The organism is Achromobacter sp. Marseille-Q4954, assembly GCF_943737025.1.
GTDB classification, from domain to species: domain Bacteria; phylum Pseudomonadota; class Gammaproteobacteria; order Burkholderiales; family Burkholderiaceae_B; genus Achromobacter; species Achromobacter bronchisepticus_A.
In genome coordinates, this window is sequence record NZ_CALSFQ010000001.1 from 2,668,427 (window position 1) to 2,683,068 (window position 14,642).

Below are 14,642 nucleotides of genomic sequence, written 5' to 3' on the forward strand. Positions count from 1 at the left end.
GTCGTGGCGGCCCGCGCAGCCGCGGGCCGCGAGGCTCAGGCCGGGATTTCGCCGGCCGCGCGGCGTTGCATGATGTCTTCGATGATCACCAACGCCGCTTCCAGCGTGAATTCGCCTTCCGCAACCTGGCGCACGGCCGTGGCCGCGTCGATGGTGGCGATCTCCATCACCTCGCCGTCCCGGTTGGCAGGACGGGCATCGGCTGCCAGCACGCAGGTGCTGGTCAGGACATCCTCGACCTGATAGCCCTCGGGCAGTCGGCGGTGGATGCGCAGGATGGTGCGCAGGGGCGAGCGCCGTGTCAGGTCGGGCGCGTCCAGGCCCGCCTCTTCGCCGCATTCGCGCACCAGCGCCAGTTCCAGGTCTTCGCGGCTGCCGGCCAGGCCGCCGACCAAGGTGTCCCACATACCGGGATCGGTCGATTTGCTGAGCGCGCGCCGCGCGACCCACAGGCGGCCATCCGGCGTCCATGCGTTCAGATGCACGGCCTTGGTGAGCAGGCCCAGCGGCCGCACGGCCGCGCGTTCGATCACGCCCAGCGGCTCGTCGCCGTCCAGAACATCCAGCAATTCGTCGCGCCAGCCACGTAGGCAGTTGGCTTGGCGCAACAGTTGCGCGGCCTGTTCGAGCACGCCGTTCAGGTCTGCGCCGGGCTGCAGGTCCGCGCCGATGCGCAGGCTTGCGCCGTCCGTTGCGATGCCGGGCGCATCGCGCAATGCGTCGCACGCCGCATGCGTGGCCCAGCCGCAGCGACGCCCCGCTATATATAAAGCGCGCGCGCCTTCCGGGGCGGGCTCTTGCGCGCGGGCGCGCAGGTCGGCGTACAAGTCGGACAACTGCTTGGGCATCGTGGAACCGTGGTGATGATGTTGCCGACGATTTTATGCCACCCTGTTTATCGCGCGCGGTCAAGGGGCGCGCGGAGATGGGGGCGGGCCTGACGAATTCAAGGGCACTAACTTACATCTATTTGCGCGTCCGCTATAATCCGCCAGTTTCTTTGTGATTTCGAGTGGGAACGACAGGGGCCGCTCTATCTCCCCGTCACGCCCTACCATCTAATAATTGCGCGTTGCCCGGTTCCGGTGACTTCCGCCACTAGCGAACGGACCTTCGCGCCGTGTTTCGAGGTAAGCATGAAGAAGTGGAGAGGGATACTGGGGGCTTGTGCGATGCTGATTGGCAGCGTGGCAGGTGCTCAGGTGCAAGATATGCCCGGCGGCCCGAAGGTCAATCAGCTCAATCTGCATGAAGGCGTGACGGCAATCTCGCGCGACATCATGTGGTTGCATTGGATGCTGCTCACGATCTGTATCGTGATCTTCATCGGCGTCTTCGGAGTGATGTTCTACTCCATCTGGGCGCATCGAAAATCCCGTGGTCATAAAGCCGCGACCTTCCATGAGCATCTGGGCGTGGAAGTCGCCTGGACCGTCATTCCGTTCATCATCGTCATCGCCATGGCGCTGCCCGCCACCAAGACGGTGGTTGCGATGAAAGACACTTCCAGCGCCGACCTCACCGTGAAGGTCACCGGCTACCAATGGAAGTGGGGCTACGAGTACCTCGACGGCTCGGCCACCGGCATCAAGTTCCTTTCCACGCTCTCGACCCCGCGCGCTCAGATCGAGAATCGCGAACCCAAGGGCGAGTTCTACCTGATGGAAGTGGACAACCATCTGGTCGTCCCGGTGAACAAGAAGATCCGCATCGTGCTGACCGCGGCTGACGTCATCCACTCGTGGATGATTCCGGACTTCGGCGTCAAGCAGGACGCCATACCCGGCTTCCTGCGCGACACCTGGTTCAACGCCGACAAGCCTGGGATCTACCGTGGCCAGTGCGCGGAACTGTGCGGCAAGGATCACGCATTCATGCCCATCGTCGTGGAAGTCATGGCGCAAGCCGACTACGATAAGTGGGTTGAAGACCAAAAGAAGAAGATGGCGGCAAACGCCGACGATCCCAATAAAGAGTGGACGGAAGCCGAACTGGTTGCCCGCGGCGAAAAGGTTTTCGCGGCGAATTGCGTTGCCTGTCACCAGGCCAACGGCAAGGGCATCCCGGGCAGTTTCCCCCCGCTCGACGGAGACAAGGTTGTTCTGGGCCCGAAGGCCGAACAGATCAACACCGTGCTGAAGGGCAAGCCCGGCACCGCGATGGCGGCATTCGGCGGGCAGCTCAACGATGTCGAAATCGCAGCGGTCATCAGCTATACGCGCCATGCCTGGAGCAATGCAGGCAAGGGGCAGGACCCGACGGTTCTACCGAAGGACGTGCAGGCTGCGCGCTGATTGCGCGCGCCTCGCCACACCCTCGCAGAACCGGTTCCGTTTAGTTAGAGATACCCTGCCGGCCCCGTCGATCGGGCCCGGCACTCAGCAGGAAGGAGTCCATCATGAGCAGCGTCACTGTAGACCACGTGTCGCCGGGCCACGGCCACGGTCACGATGACCACCACCACGCCATCCCCACCGGCTGGCGCCGCTGGCTTTTCGCCACGAACCACAAAGACATCGGGACGATGTACCTCATCTTCTCGTTCGTCATGCTGCTGGAAGGCGGCACGCTGGCGCTATTGCTGCGCACCGAGCTCTTCGAGCCGGGCCTGCAGTTCTTCCGCCCCGAACTCTTCAACCAGTTCACCACCATGCACGGCCTCGTCATGGTGTTCGGCGCGGTCATGCCGGCCTTCGTGGGTTTCGCCAACTGGATGATCCCGATGCAGATCGGCGCCTCCGACATGGCGTTCGCCCGCATGAACAACTTCAGCTTCTGGCTGCTGCCGGTGGCCGCGATCATGCTGACCGCGTCGTTCTTCGTGCCCGGCGGCGCCACCGCGGCCGGCTGGACGCTGTACGCGCCGCTGTCGCTGCAGATGGGCCCGGGCATGGACCTGGCGATCTTCGCGCTGCACATCATGGGCGCCTCGTCCATCATGGGCGCGATCAACATCATCGTCACCATCCTGAACATGCGCGCGCCCGGCCTGACGCTGATGAAGATGCCGCTGTTCTGCTGGACCTGGCTGATCACCGCCTTCCTGCTGCTGGCCGTGATGCCGGTGCTGGCCGCCGCCATCACCATGGTGCTGACCGACCGCCATTTCGGCACGGGCTTCTTCAACGCCGCCGCAGGCGGCGACCCGGTCCTGTATCAGCACGTGTTCTGGTTCTTCGGGCATCCCGAGGTCTACATCATGATCTTGCCGGCGTTCGGCATCGTGTCGGCCATCGTGCCCGCGTTCGCCCGCAAGAAGCTGTTCGGCTACGCCTCCATGGTTTACGCGACGGCTTCCATCGCCGTGCTGTCCTTCATCGTGTGGGCGCACCACATGTTCACCACCGGCATGCCGGTGACGGGCCAGCTCTACTTCATGTATGCCACCATGCTCATCTCCATCCCCACCGGGGTGAAGGTGTTCAACTGGGTCGCCACCATGTGGCGCGGCTCCATGACGTTCGAAACCCCGATGTTGTTCTCGATCGGCTTCATCTTCGTGTTCACCATGGGCGGCTTCACCGGCTTGATCCTGTCGGTGGCGCCGATCGATATCCAGGTCCACGATACCTACTACGTGGTTGCGCACTTCCACTACGTGCTGGTGGCGGGCTCGCTGTTCGCGCTGTTCGCCGGCGCCTACTACTGGGTGCCCAAGTGGACCGGCCGCATGTACAGCGAAAAGCTGGGCAAGCTGCACTTCTGGTCGACGCTGATCTCGTTCAACGTCACCTTCTTCCCGATGCACTTCCTGGGCCTGGCAGGCATGCCGCGCCGCTACGCCGACTATGCGGGCCAGTTCACGACGTTCCACCAGATGGCCACCATCGGCGCGTTCTGGTTCGGCCTGTCGCAGCTGATCTTCCTGTGGGCGATGGTGCGTTGCTACATGGGCAAGGGCGAACCCGCCGCGGCCAAGCCGTGGGAAGGCGCCGAAGGCCTGGAATGGACCGTGCCGTCGCCTGCTCCCTTCCATACGTTCGAAACCCCGCCCGAAGTGAAGTAAGGCAGCCTTTCATGTTTCAGGTAGCACAGCAATGACACCCGAGCAGCGCCGCCGCAACAAGATCGCAGGTCTGGTCCTGCTGGCTTTCGTCATTGCCGTGTTTGCCTGGACCGTGCTGCGCGGCTCGGCCCTGCTGTCTGGCGTCGCGGTCAGTTAGGCGCGGGCCATGAGCGACGACCTGCGCGAAACCTCCCAGCGCAAGCTGAGTTTCCTTCAGACCATGAAGGCGGTGGCGTGGGGGTTCTTCGGCGTGCGCAAGGGGGCGGGCCATCGGGAAGACGTCGCCAAGCTCAACCCGGTCCATGTGATCGTGGCGGGGCTGCTGGCAGCGGCTATCTTCGTTACTGTGCTGGTATTAATTGTGCGTTGGGCCGTTTCCAGCCTGACTTGAATCACTTAATTCTATAAATCTGTACCAGGGAGAAAGCCATGAGTGCAAGCCACTCGGTTCAAGGTAAAGAGGCACCGTACTACTTCGTGCCCGCCGACTCGGGTCATCCCGTGCGTACGGCTGTGGCGCTGCTGTTCATGGGCCTGAGCGCCGCGGCCTGGATCAACGGCGTCAGCTGGGCCAAGTGGACCCTGCTGGCGGGCTTCATCGGTTTGATCGTGGTGCTGTACTACTGGTTCGGCGACGCCATCCACGAATCCGAGATCGGCCTGAACAGCAAGCGCATCGACGGTTCCTACCGTTGGGGCATGAGCTGGTTCATCTTCTCGGAAGTCATGTTCTTCGCGGCGTTCTTCGGCGCCCTCTGGTACACGCGCACCATCACCACGCCGTGGCTGGGCGACATGGACCACCGCCTGATGCTGTGGCCCGACTTCCAGGCCGTGTGGCCGAACTTCGGTCCCGCCGGCGTGGTCGAGCACTTCCAGACCGTCGGACCCTTCTGGCTGCCCACCATCAACACGGCGCTGCTGCTGAGCTCCGGCGTCACGTTGACCATCGCCCACCATGCGCTGCGCGAAAACCATCGCGGCAAGACCATCTTCTGGCTGCTGGCCACCGTGGTCCTGGGCTTCGTCTTCGTGGCCTGTCAGGCTTACGAATACCACCACGCCTATACCGAGCTGAACCTGAAGTTCAATTCGGGCGCCTACGGTTCGCTGTTCTACATGCTGACGGGCTTCCACGGCTTCCACGTGCTGTTGGGCGCCACCATGTTGACGGTCATCCTGATCCGCCTGATCCGCGGGCATTTCACGGCCGACCATCACTTCGGTTTCGAAGGCGCCGCCTGGTACTGGCACTTCGTGGACGTGGTGTGGCTGGGCCTGTACCTGTTCGTGTATTGGTTCTGAGCGTTACGCGGAAACTATGAAGCGCGCCAGTTCTTGTGTGAGAACTGGCGCGTTTTACTCATCTGCGATCGTGATGCACTTGCGGGAACCCGCAGCCCGGATGCCTATCTAAGGCCTGTGCTTTCGATCCAGCCCATGTAATGGGCGAACAGCACAAACAGGAACAGAGCCACCGACAATCCGATGCGCACCGTCAGCGCGTTGACCGTGCGGCTGGTGGTTCCCTTGTCCCGCATCAGGTAGACCAGAGCCGATGCCAGGCTGGCCAGAATCCCGATAAAGGCCAGGACGACGAAAACGCGCATGGTGGTCTCCGGACGAATCAGAGTAGTTATTGTAGAAATATGGCCCGACCGCATTCAACCCGATACACGGTAGCCGCCTTGCTGTTGCTGGGTGTCGCCGTGGTCATCCTGGCTTCGCTGGGGCAATGGCAATTGCGCCGCGGCGATGAGCGACGCGCCATTCTGGCCGCTATCGAAGCGGGCCGCAAGCAAGCGCCGCTGCCCTTGACCCCGGCCACCGATCCCGCCGAGATGACCGCCTGGCGTTCGGCCCAGGCCAGCGGGGTCTGGCTGCCGCAATTCAGTGTACTGCTGGACAATCGCAACCACGACGGCAAGCCCGGCTATTGGCTGGCCACGCCCTTGCTGCTGGACGCCGATGCGCGCCGCGCCGTGCTGGTGCTGCGCGGCTGGATTCCGCGCGTCATGGGCATCCAGGGCCAGGGTCCTGCGCAGCCACCGCTGCCCGCCACGCCCGAAGGGCAGCAGACAGTGACGGGCGAACTGTCGCCGCGCGTGCCGCGCCTGTTCGAGATCTGGTCGCTGGGCGGGACGGAGCAATCCGCCTTGCCGGCATCGCTGCCCGCGGCTGGCGGCGTTTTGCCGCAGGTGCAGAACCTGCCGCTGGACGCATACGCCAAGTCCACCGGTCTGGCGCTGCTGCCCACGGTGCTGTCGCAATCCGCAAGCGGTGCTGAAGACGGCCTGGTGCGCGATTGGCCGCAGCCGTCCGTGGACTTCCAGCAGAACACGTCCTATGCCGTACAGTGGTTTGCCTTTGCCTCGATTGCCGCCGTCGCATGGCTGGTGGTGCTGGGGGGCGCCATCCGGCGCATGCGGCGCGCGCAGAACGCGCCCGACGCCTGACCGGGACGCCGATTCTTAACCCGCAAGACGACAGGATACAAAGTGGCTCGCGACCTTTCCTCTACCAAGCCCGCACGCAAGCGCTCCCTGATGCCGATGCTGCTGGTGTTCCTGTGCTCGCTGGCGCCCATCGTCGCGGCGGTCGTGGTCTACATGAATCCGCAGTGGTGGCCCGATGAGTCCAGCAATTACGGCGCGCTCCTGAATCCGCAGCGGCCCATGCCCGCGGCCGCGGAATTGCGCCTGACCACGCTGGATGGCCAGCCTTTCGACCTGCAGAGCCTGAAGGGCAAGTGGCTGCTGGTGGCCGCCGACGGCGGCGCTTGCCCGGAAAGCTGCGCCCGCAAGCTCTTCATCGCGCGCAACAGCCATGCCAGCCAGGGCAAGAACGTCGACCGGCTGGCGCGTGTCTGGTTCATCACGGACGATGCGCCCGTGCCGGACAAGGTGCTGGAAGCCTACAAGGGCACGGTCATGGTGCGCGCGAATCCGGACCAATTGGCGCGGTTCCTGTTGGCGCGCGATACTGCGGCGGGCCAGCCCGGGCTGGAGGCGCCGATCTGGGTGATCGACCCGCTGGGCAACCTGATGATGCAGTACCCTGCCGAGGCCGATGGCGTGAAGGTGCGCAAGGACATCAGCAAGCTGGTGTACAGCTCGAGAATTGGGTAACCACCCCCGGAGCGCCTGCGGCGCTTCCCCCTCAAGGGGGGCGCCGAGCGGGCGCCGTGCATGGACCGGCACAGCCGGCTCCATGGCGGCCCGGATTGGGGCAGGATGGTTTTAATGCGTCGCGCGCGGCGCCGCAGATTGGATGTTTATGGAAATCGAACGCATCAAAGCGCGTTATCGCAAGCTTGTTTTCTTTACCTGGTTCCTGACGCTGGACCTCATCATGTTCGGCGCTTTCGTGCGGTTGACGGACTCCGGCCTGGGCTGCCCCGATTGGCCCGGCTGCTACGGCAGCGTGACGCCGCTGGGCGCGATGGGCGACATCCACGAAGCGTCGCAGGCCATGCCTTTCGGCCCGGTCACCTTGTCCAAGGCCTGGATCGAAATGATCCACCGCTATGTCGGCACCATCCTGGGCATGCTGATCATCGCCATCGTCTACATGGCCTGGCGCTACCGTAGCCAGCTGGGCCGTTCGCCCAAGCTGGCCGTCGTGACCCTGATCGCGGTTTGCGTGCAGGGCGCGTTCGGCGCCTGGACCGTGACCCACAAGCTGATGCCCGTCGTCGTGACCGCACACCTGGTGTTCGGCCTGTCGGTGCTGGCGTTGATGACCTGGCTGTCGGCGCGCGAGCGTCCGCATCTGGCCGTGGCCGCGGCGGCCGCGCGCTGGAAGCCCTGGGTGGCCGGGGGCTTTGCCCTGCTGCTGGTGCAGGTGACCCTGGGCGGTTGGGTCAGCACCAACTACGCCGCGCTGGCCTGCATGGACTTCCCCATGTGCCACGGAGCCTGGGTGCCGGAAATGGATTTCCATGGCGGCTATTCGGTCATCCGGGCGCTGGGCGAATTGCCCTCGGGCGAGATGATCTCCCAGCCGGCGCTGACCGCGATCCACTGGGTCCACCGCAACTTTGCCTTCGTGGTGTTCCTGTACCTGGGCATACTGGCCTGGCGCCTGCGCGCCGAGCCCGGCCTGCGCGGCCCGGCCACGCTGATGCTGGCGCTGCTGGGCGCGCAGCTGCTGACCGGCCTGACCACGATCTTTTTCCAGTGGCCGCTGTTGATCGCGGTGCTGCACAATGGAGGCGCCGCCGGCCTGACCCTGGCCGCGGTGGTGTTGATGGTGCGTTTGTCCACAGCTGGACGTGCGCCCGCCGGGGGCTACGGCCCCAATTCGGTGCGCGTTTAAAATAGGGCCCACTATGACCAGTATTGCTGCTCCCCAGCCCGGATTGTTCCGCCAGTATTTCGTCCTCACCAAGCCGCGTGTGACGCAGTTGGCGGTGTTTTGCGCCGTGATCGGCATGTTCCTGGCGGCGCCCGGCATTCCCGACATGCGCCGCGTGCTGTTCGGCACGCTGGGCATCTGGCTGCTGGCCGCGGCCGCTTTCGCCATCAATTGCCTGATCGAACAGGAAATCGACGCCCGCATGCTGCGCACCGCGCGCCGCGGCACGGCGCGCGGCACGATTTCGGCGTTCCAGGTGCTGAGCATGTCCGGCCTGCTGGGCGGCGCCGGCATGTTCGTGCTGTATCACCTGGTCAATCCGCTGACCATGTGGCTGACCTTCGCCACCTTCGTGGGTTATGCCGTCATCTATACCGTCATCCTGAAGCCGCGCACGCCGCAGAACATCGTCATCGGCGGCCTGTCGGGCGCCATGCCGCCCGCGCTCGGTTGGGCCACCGTGGCGGACTCGGTGCCGGCCGAGGCCTGGATCCTGGTGCTGATCATCTTCATCTGGACGCCGCCGCACTTCTGGGCGCTGGCGCTTTACCGCAACCACGATTACAAAAAGGCCGGCCTGCCCATGCTGCCGGTCACGCATGGCAACCAGTTCACGCGCCTGCACATCCTCTTGTACAGCGTGGCGCTGGTCGCCACCACGTTGCTGCCCTATGCCATCCGCATGAGCGGCGAACTCTATCTGGCGTCCGCGCTGGTGCTGGGCGGCATGTTCGTTTCCTATGCGTGGCGGCTGTATCGCGCCTACAGCGACGAACTGGCGCGCAGCATGTTCCGTTTTTCCATACTCTACCTGGCGCTGCTGTTCGGCGCCCTGCTGGTGGACCACTGGGTCGGCCTGCTGCGCTGATCCCCTGGAGGTTGTCGATGTCCGTGTTTTCCACCAGCCGCCGGCTGGTCCTGCGCCTGGGCGCAGCCGCCGCTTTCACTGCCGCTCTGGCCGCCTGCGGCGACAGCAAGCCCGTCTTCAAGGGCAGCGACATCAGCGGCACCCAATTGGGTCGTGGCATGGAGCTGGTCGATTACAACGGCAAGACGCGCCAGTTGTCCGATTTCGCCGGCAAGGTGGTGGTCGTGTTCTTCGGCTTCACGCAGTGTCCGGACGTGTGCCCGACCTCGCTGGCCGAGCTGACCGAGGTCATGAAGAAGTTGGGTCCGGACGCCGACCGCGTCCAGGTGTTGCTGATTTCGGTGGATCCCGAGCGCGACACGCCTGAAGTCCTCAAGCAGTATGTCACCGCCTTCGATCCGCGCTTCCTGGGGCTGACCGGCACGCCGGACCAGGTGAAGAAGGCCGCCGCGTCCTTCAAGGCCTATTACGCCAAGGCGCCCACCAAGGACGGCAGCTACACCATGGACCACACGGCCGCGTTCTACCTGCTGGACGGCAAGGGCGAATCGCGCGTGCTGGCCAACAACAACATCGGGGTGGAAGCCCTGACGCAGGACATCAAAGCCTTGCTCAAGGGTTGAGCAGGCGCGCCCGCCCCTGGCCTACTTGCCGGCGGCGGCCCAACCGGCCAGCGCGGCGCGGGCCGGCTCGCTCAGTTCGGCGGCGGGGATCTCGCGCCGATGCGCCATGATCATCAGCGCGTAAGGGGTGGCCAGCGCGGCAGCCTCGGGGCACAGGCGGGACTCGTCGCCCACCGACGGCGAAACATTGCGCCAGTAGTTGATGGCCTGTTCGAGCTGGGGCAGGGTAATGGGATCCATCCGGCTATTGTCCACGAATGGGCAATGCTGTCCACCCGCGCAAGTCCTGCAAAGAAGCGTCACCATCGCAACACGCCGAAACCGTGCCTGGGTGCTATACCACTGCCGGTTAGTAACGATGGAGCATCGTCATGAATACATCCGCCAAAATTGAATCTGCGCGCCGCGCCATCCATCCCCTGGTCGCCGCGGCCGCAATCGCCGTCATCGTCATGTGCACGGTGGGCGTGGCCGCCGTGATGGGCTGGTTGCCCTCGCCTTCGGCCAACCCGCATGCCGACGAGCCGGTGGCCGAGGCCGGGCCGGAAAGCGCCAACCTGGCGCCTGCGCCGCAGGCCGCCGTGCCGCCCGCGCCCGCGCAACAAGGGGCCCAGGCGTCCGCCGCGCCGCGTCCGCAGGCTCAGGCGCAGGCGCCAGCTCCCGCCCAGCGTCCCGCGCCCCAGTCGTCCGCGCCGCAAGCCTGCGCCACCTGCGGCGTGGTGGAATCGGTCCGACAAGTGCAGGTCCCCGTCAAGGACAATAGCGACCACCTCATCGGCACCATCGGCGGCGGCGTGGTCGGCGGCGTCGTGGGCAACCAGTTCGGCGGCGGCAGCGGCAAGACGGCCCTGACCGTGCTGGGCGCGGTGGGCGGCGCTTTGGCAGGCCGTGAAGTTGAGCGTAATATCAGACAGCAACAAACGGTGACGCACTATGAACTCACGGTGCGCATGAATGACGGCAGCACGCGGCAGTTCCGCAGCGCGCAGCCGTTCGCTTTTGCGTCCGGCGATCATGTGCGCGTGGAGAACAATCAGCTGCTGCGCGGATGATCCCGCCTGCCGGCGATATCTGTCTTAGGGGAGACCAGGAATGAGCGACCAACACACGAACCCGTTCGTTCTGCCCGGCATGGGCCAGCATTCCGACCTGTCGGGCAACCCGCTCCTGGCCAGCATGGAAATGATGCGCCAGGCCTGGGCGGGCCTGACCGGACCTGGCGGTCTGGCCAGCAGCCTGCCCATGGCTCCCCCGATGAACCTGGAAGACCTGGACCGCCGTATCGCCGAATTACGTTCGGTGGAAAACTGGCTGCGCATGAACCTGTCCATGCTGTCCGGGACGATCCAGGGCATGGAAGTCCAACGCTCCACCATCAGCACCTTGCGAGCCTTCGTGGACAGCGCGGCCAGCATGGACATGAGCGCCTTCCAGGACAGCGGCGCGGCCTCGCCGCTGGAAGTGGTGCTGGGTCTGAAACCTGCGCCCAAGTCCGCAACCAAGGCGGCGGCCTCTGGTTCTGCCGCCGAGGGCGGCAAGACCAAGGACGAGGAAGCCACCGGCGCTGCGGGGCAGCAGCAATCCGCCGCGCCAGGCATGAGCGAGCAGATGGGCGCCGCGGCGCAATCGGCTTCCAAGGCCTGGTGGGATCTGCTGCAGCAGCAGTTCAACCAGATCGCCGCCGCTACCGCGGCTTCCATGCCGGCGGCGCCTGCCGCTCCCGGCGCGGATGCGGCGGCCAAATCCAGTCCCAAACCGGGCGATTCCAAGGCCGCGGCCGCGCCCGCCGCCAAGGCGTCCAAGCCGGCGGCCCGCAAGTCCGCCGCGCCCCGCAAGGCCGCCAAGAAAACCGGACCGGACGCCAACTAGCGTCGGTCCTCTCTTTCAATCGTCGGGCGAGATGGCCGCAAGGCCTCTCGGTCGCCATTCAACATACTGGAACCTATGCTTAACGTAGTAATTCTTGCCGCCGGACTGGGTAAACGCATGCAGTCCGATCTCCCCAAAGTGCTGCACACGCTGGCTGGCAAACCGATGCTGGGCCACGTGCTGGACAGCGCGCGCCAACTGAAGCCGGCGCGCATCATCGTCGTGGTCGGCCACGGCGCGGACCGTGTCAAGCAGGCCTACGAAGGCCAGGCGGACCTGCACTTCGTGTTGCAGCAGCCGCAGCAAGGCACCGGGCACGCCGTACAGCAGGCCGTGCCGCTGCTGCTTGAGGGCGATGGCAAGGACGACGTGACCCTGGTGCTCTACGGCGACGTGCCGTTGGTACAGCCCGAAACCCTGCAGCGCCTGCTGGCAGCGCGCGGCGCCGGCGCCGCTGTGCTGACCGAAGTGTTGGAAGATTCCACCGGCTATGGCCGCATCGTGCGCGACGCCAGCGGCAACGTGTGCCGCATTGTCGAGCACAAGGACGCCTCGGACGCCGAGCGCGAGATCAAGGAAGTGAATACCGGCATCCTCACCGCGCCGACCGCGAAGCTGAAGGACTGGTTGTCCCGCATCGACAACAACAACGCCCAGGGCGAGTACTACCTGACCGACGTGGTCGGCCTGGCGGTGGTCGACAGCGTGCCGGTGGGCGCGGCCCAACCGGGCGCGTCCTGGGAAACGCTGGGCGTGAACAGCCGCGTGCAGCAGGCCGAACTGGAACGCCGCTGGCAGGCCGAACAGGCCCGCCGTCAGCTGGAAGCGGGCGTCACCCTGGCTGACCCGGCGCGCTTCGATGTGCGCGGCTCGCTCACCTGCGGACGCGACGTGTTCATCGACGTGGGCTGCGTGTTCGAAGGCCAGGTGTCGCTGGCCGACGGCGTGCGCGTGGGCCCGCATTGCGTGCTGCGCGACGTCAGCGTCGGCCCGGGCACGCACATCGAAGCCTACAGCCATCTGCAGCAGGCCCAGGTCGGCCGCGATGCGCGCGTCGGCCCGTACGCCCGTCTGCGTCCCGGCGCCGAACTTGGCGATCGCAGCCATGTCGGCAACTTCGTCGAGATCAAGAAGAGCGTGCTGGGCGAGGACAGCAAGGCCAACCACCTGGCCTACATCGGTGACGCCGACATCGGCGCGCGCGTGAACGTGGGGGCGGGCACCATCACCTGCAACTATGACGGCGTGAACAAGCACCGCACCGTCATCGAGGATGACGCCTTCATCGGTTCGGACACGCAGCTGGTGGCCCCGGTGCGTGTCGGCCGCGGCGCGACGCTGGGCGCAGGCACCACCCTGACCCGCGACGCGCCGGCCGAGAAACTGACGGTGTCGCGCGCCAAGCAGGTCACCGTCGACGGATGGCAGCGCCCGGTCAAGAAATCGTGACGGGGCAGAGCGGAGAGGCGCCGGCCAACGGCGCCAAGCCCGCGCCGCCCGACGGCCTGCCGACGCCGCGCCGGTACTGGGCGGCGGCCACCGTGATGACAGGCATCAGCCTGTCGGTTCTGGACACCACCATCGCCAACGTGGCCCTGCCCACGATCGCCGTCGACCTCAATGCGTCGCCGGCCCAGGCGGTCTGGATCGTGAACGCCTACAACCTGGCGGTGGTGATGATGCTGCTGCCCTTGTCGGCGCTGGCCGAGCGCATCGGCTTTCGCCGCATGTTCACCTTCGGCCTGATGCTGTTCACCCTGGCCTCGCTGGGCTGCGCCCTGGCCGGCACGCTCTGGCAGCTGACGGCGGCGCGCGTGTTCCAGGGCATAGGCGCGGCGTCGCTCATGTGCATGTTCGGCGGGCTGGTGCGCAACATCTATCCGCTGAAGCTGCTGGGACGCGGGATCAGCATCAACGCCACCACCGTGGCCATCATGTCGGTGCTGGGGCCGACCATCGGCTCGGCCATCCTGTCGGTGGCGCCCTGGCCCTGGATCTTTGCCGTCAACCTGCCGATCTGCGCGCTGACGATGCTGGGCCTGCGCCATCTGCCGGAAGTGCCGCGCAACGACGTGAAGCTGGACTGGATCAGCGCCCTGCTGTGCATGCTGACCCTGGGCGTCTTCATTTCGGGCGTGGACATGATGGGCATGGACCTGCTGCGCGGCATCGGTCTGGTGGCGATCGCCACGGTTATCGGCTTCGTGCTGGTGCGCCGCGTCGGCAAGCAGCCGGCGCCGCTGGTGCCGGTGGACCTGCTGCGCATCCGTCCGCTGGCCTTTGCGGTGGGCGCCTCGGCCTGCACCTTCGCCGCGCAGATGGCGTCCTATGTGTCGCTGCCGTTCTATTTCCAGCAGGTGCTGGGCCGGCCCTATCTGGAAGTGGGCATGCTGATGGGCGCCTGGCCCGTGGGTACCGCCCTCATCGCTCCGCTGGCGGGCCGGCTGTCCGACCGTTACTCGGCCGCCACGCTCAGCGGCATAGGCGCGGCCGCGATGGTGGTCGGCATGCTGTGGCTGGCGGCGCTGCCGGCCACGGTGTCGAACTGGCCCATCGTCGCGGGCATGTTCGTGGCGGGGATGGGTTTCGGCTTTTTCCAGACGCCCAACAACCGCGCCATGCTGTCGGCGGCGCCCCGTTCGCGCAGCGGCGCGGCGGGCGGCCTGCAGGCCACCACCCGGGTCTTCGGCCAGAGCTTCGGCACGGCGCTGGTCGCGATCGCGTTCAGCATCAGCCTGGCCCATGGCCCGGGCCTGGCGCTGGTGCTGGGCACCATTTGCGCCGGGCTGGCGGTGGTGGTCAATACGGTCCGCTTCAGCAAGCTGCGGACCTAGGGCGGTCCCGAGGGGCCGTCTTTACGGCGCCGGCGGGCCCGGGCCTCGGCCGCTTCTATAATGACGGCCGGCGCCGGGTTTCAGTC

At 65.7% G+C, this 14,642-nt stretch carries 17 protein-coding genes; 14 read left to right on the forward strand and 3 right to left on the reverse strand.

Annotated features, from left to right (window positions below):
• Window positions 1–35: 35 nt before the first annotated feature.
• Entirely contained in the window at window positions 36–848 is an 813-nt protein-coding gene (locus tag NGK62_RS12590) for an NUDIX hydrolase (protein ID WP_059376863.1), read from the reverse strand.
• Window positions 849–1,136: 288 nt separating this feature from the next.
• Here NGK62_RS12590 and coxB point away from each other — a divergent pair, with 288 nt between their 5' ends.
• From coxB to NGK62_RS12615, 5 genes are all read left to right on the forward strand, one after another.
• Window positions 1,137–2,294 carry a cytochrome c oxidase subunit II gene (coxB, locus tag NGK62_RS12595; protein ID WP_059376871.1) on the forward strand — a complete coding sequence of 386 codons (1,158 nt, stop codon included), beginning with the start codon at window positions 1,137–1,139 and terminating at the stop codon, window positions 2,292–2,294.
• A 104-nt stretch (window positions 2,295–2,398) separates the two neighbouring features.
• A complete protein-coding gene (ctaD, locus tag NGK62_RS12600; protein WP_054455447.1) occupies window positions 2,399–4,006 on the forward strand; it encodes a cytochrome c oxidase subunit I in 1,608 nt (535 codons plus the stop codon).
• 31 nt (window positions 4,007–4,037) lie between these two features.
• Window positions 4,038–4,163 (forward strand): cytochrome oxidase small assembly protein, encoded by a 126-nt coding sequence (locus tag NGK62_RS12605; RefSeq protein ID WP_013390977.1) that lies wholly within the window; start codon window positions 4,038–4,040, stop codon window positions 4,161–4,163.
• 9 nt (window positions 4,164–4,172) lie between these two features.
• Complete coding sequence (locus NGK62_RS12610) at window positions 4,173–4,397, forward strand: DUF2970 domain-containing protein (RefSeq protein ID WP_013390978.1); 225 nt, start codon at window positions 4,173–4,175, stop codon at window positions 4,395–4,397.
• Between the two features lie 38 nt (window positions 4,398–4,435).
• On the forward strand, window positions 4,436–5,311 hold the full coding sequence (locus NGK62_RS12615) for a cytochrome c oxidase subunit 3 (protein WP_042795688.1): 876 nt from the start codon (window positions 4,436–4,438) through the stop codon (window positions 5,309–5,311).
• A 104-nt stretch (window positions 5,312–5,415) separates the two neighbouring features.
• Here the strand turns inward: NGK62_RS12615 and NGK62_RS12620 are convergent, their stop codons facing one another.
• A complete protein-coding gene (locus NGK62_RS12620; RefSeq protein WP_059376874.1) occupies window positions 5,416–5,616 on the reverse strand; it encodes a twin transmembrane helix small protein in 201 nt (66 codons plus the stop codon).
• Window positions 5,617–5,655: 39 nt separating this feature from the next.
• On the opposite strand from NGK62_RS12620, the gene NGK62_RS12625 reads away from it, so the two are divergent.
• The 5 genes from NGK62_RS12625 to NGK62_RS12645 all read left to right on the forward strand — a co-directional run bounded on the left by NGK62_RS12625 (window position 5,656) and on the right by NGK62_RS12645 (window position 9,853).
• Window positions 5,656–6,462 (forward strand): SURF1 family protein, encoded by an 807-nt coding sequence (locus tag NGK62_RS12625; RefSeq protein ID WP_251878527.1) that lies wholly within the window; start codon window positions 5,656–5,658, stop codon window positions 6,460–6,462.
• Window positions 6,463–6,552: 90 nt separating this feature from the next.
• A complete protein-coding gene (locus NGK62_RS12630) occupies window positions 6,553–7,134 on the forward strand; it encodes an SCO family protein (RefSeq protein WP_054455444.1) in 582 nt (193 codons plus the stop codon).
• 154 nt (window positions 7,135–7,288) lie between these two features.
• The gene (locus NGK62_RS12635) at window positions 7,289–8,323 is read left to right on the forward strand and encodes a COX15/CtaA family protein (RefSeq protein WP_059377620.1); all 1,035 of its coding nucleotides are present in this window, start codon (window positions 7,289–7,291) and stop codon (window positions 8,321–8,323) included.
• A 13-nt stretch (window positions 8,324–8,336) separates the two neighbouring features.
• Window positions 8,337–9,230: a heme o synthase gene (gene cyoE, locus NGK62_RS12640; protein WP_059376878.1), complete on the forward strand. Its 894-nt coding sequence runs from the start codon at window positions 8,337–8,339 to the stop codon at window positions 9,228–9,230.
• Window positions 9,231–9,247: 17 nt separating this feature from the next.
• Entirely contained in the window at window positions 9,248–9,853 is a 606-nt protein-coding gene (locus NGK62_RS12645) for an SCO family protein (protein ID WP_059376881.1), read from the forward strand.
• A gap of 21 nt (window positions 9,854–9,874) precedes the next feature.
• Here the strand turns inward: NGK62_RS12645 and NGK62_RS12650 are convergent, their stop codons facing one another.
• Window positions 9,875–10,093 carry a DUF3717 domain-containing protein gene (locus NGK62_RS12650; protein WP_059376882.1) on the reverse strand — a complete coding sequence of 73 codons (219 nt, stop codon included), beginning with the start codon at window positions 10,091–10,093 and terminating at the stop codon, window positions 9,875–9,877.
• Window positions 10,094–10,224: 131 nt separating this feature from the next.
• On the opposite strand from NGK62_RS12650, the gene NGK62_RS12655 reads away from it, so the two are divergent.
• The 4 genes from NGK62_RS12655 (at window position 10,225) to NGK62_RS12670 (ending at window position 14,556) form a co-directional block, all read left to right on the forward strand.
• Window positions 10,225–10,905 (forward strand): glycine zipper 2TM domain-containing protein, encoded by a 681-nt coding sequence (locus tag NGK62_RS12655; protein ID WP_251878530.1) that lies wholly within the window; start codon window positions 10,225–10,227, stop codon window positions 10,903–10,905.
• 40 nt (window positions 10,906–10,945) lie between these two features.
• The gene (locus tag NGK62_RS12660; protein ID WP_251878532.1) at window positions 10,946–11,722 is read left to right on the forward strand and encodes a PhaM family polyhydroxyalkanoate granule multifunctional regulatory protein; all 777 of its coding nucleotides are present in this window, start codon (window positions 10,946–10,948) and stop codon (window positions 11,720–11,722) included.
• 75 nt (window positions 11,723–11,797) lie between these two features.
• Window positions 11,798–13,171, forward strand: coding sequence for a bifunctional UDP-N-acetylglucosamine diphosphorylase/glucosamine-1-phosphate N-acetyltransferase GlmU (gene glmU, locus NGK62_RS12665; RefSeq protein WP_251878535.1), 1,374 nt, complete (start codon window positions 11,798–11,800; stop codon window positions 13,169–13,171).
• The gene (locus NGK62_RS12670; RefSeq protein WP_059376892.1) at window positions 13,144–14,556 is read left to right on the forward strand and encodes an MFS transporter; all 1,413 of its coding nucleotides are present in this window, start codon (window positions 13,144–13,146) and stop codon (window positions 14,554–14,556) included. Before glmU ends, NGK62_RS12670 begins: the two co-directional genes overlap by 28 nt.
• The last annotated feature ends 86 nt before the right edge of the window (window positions 14,557–14,642 follow it).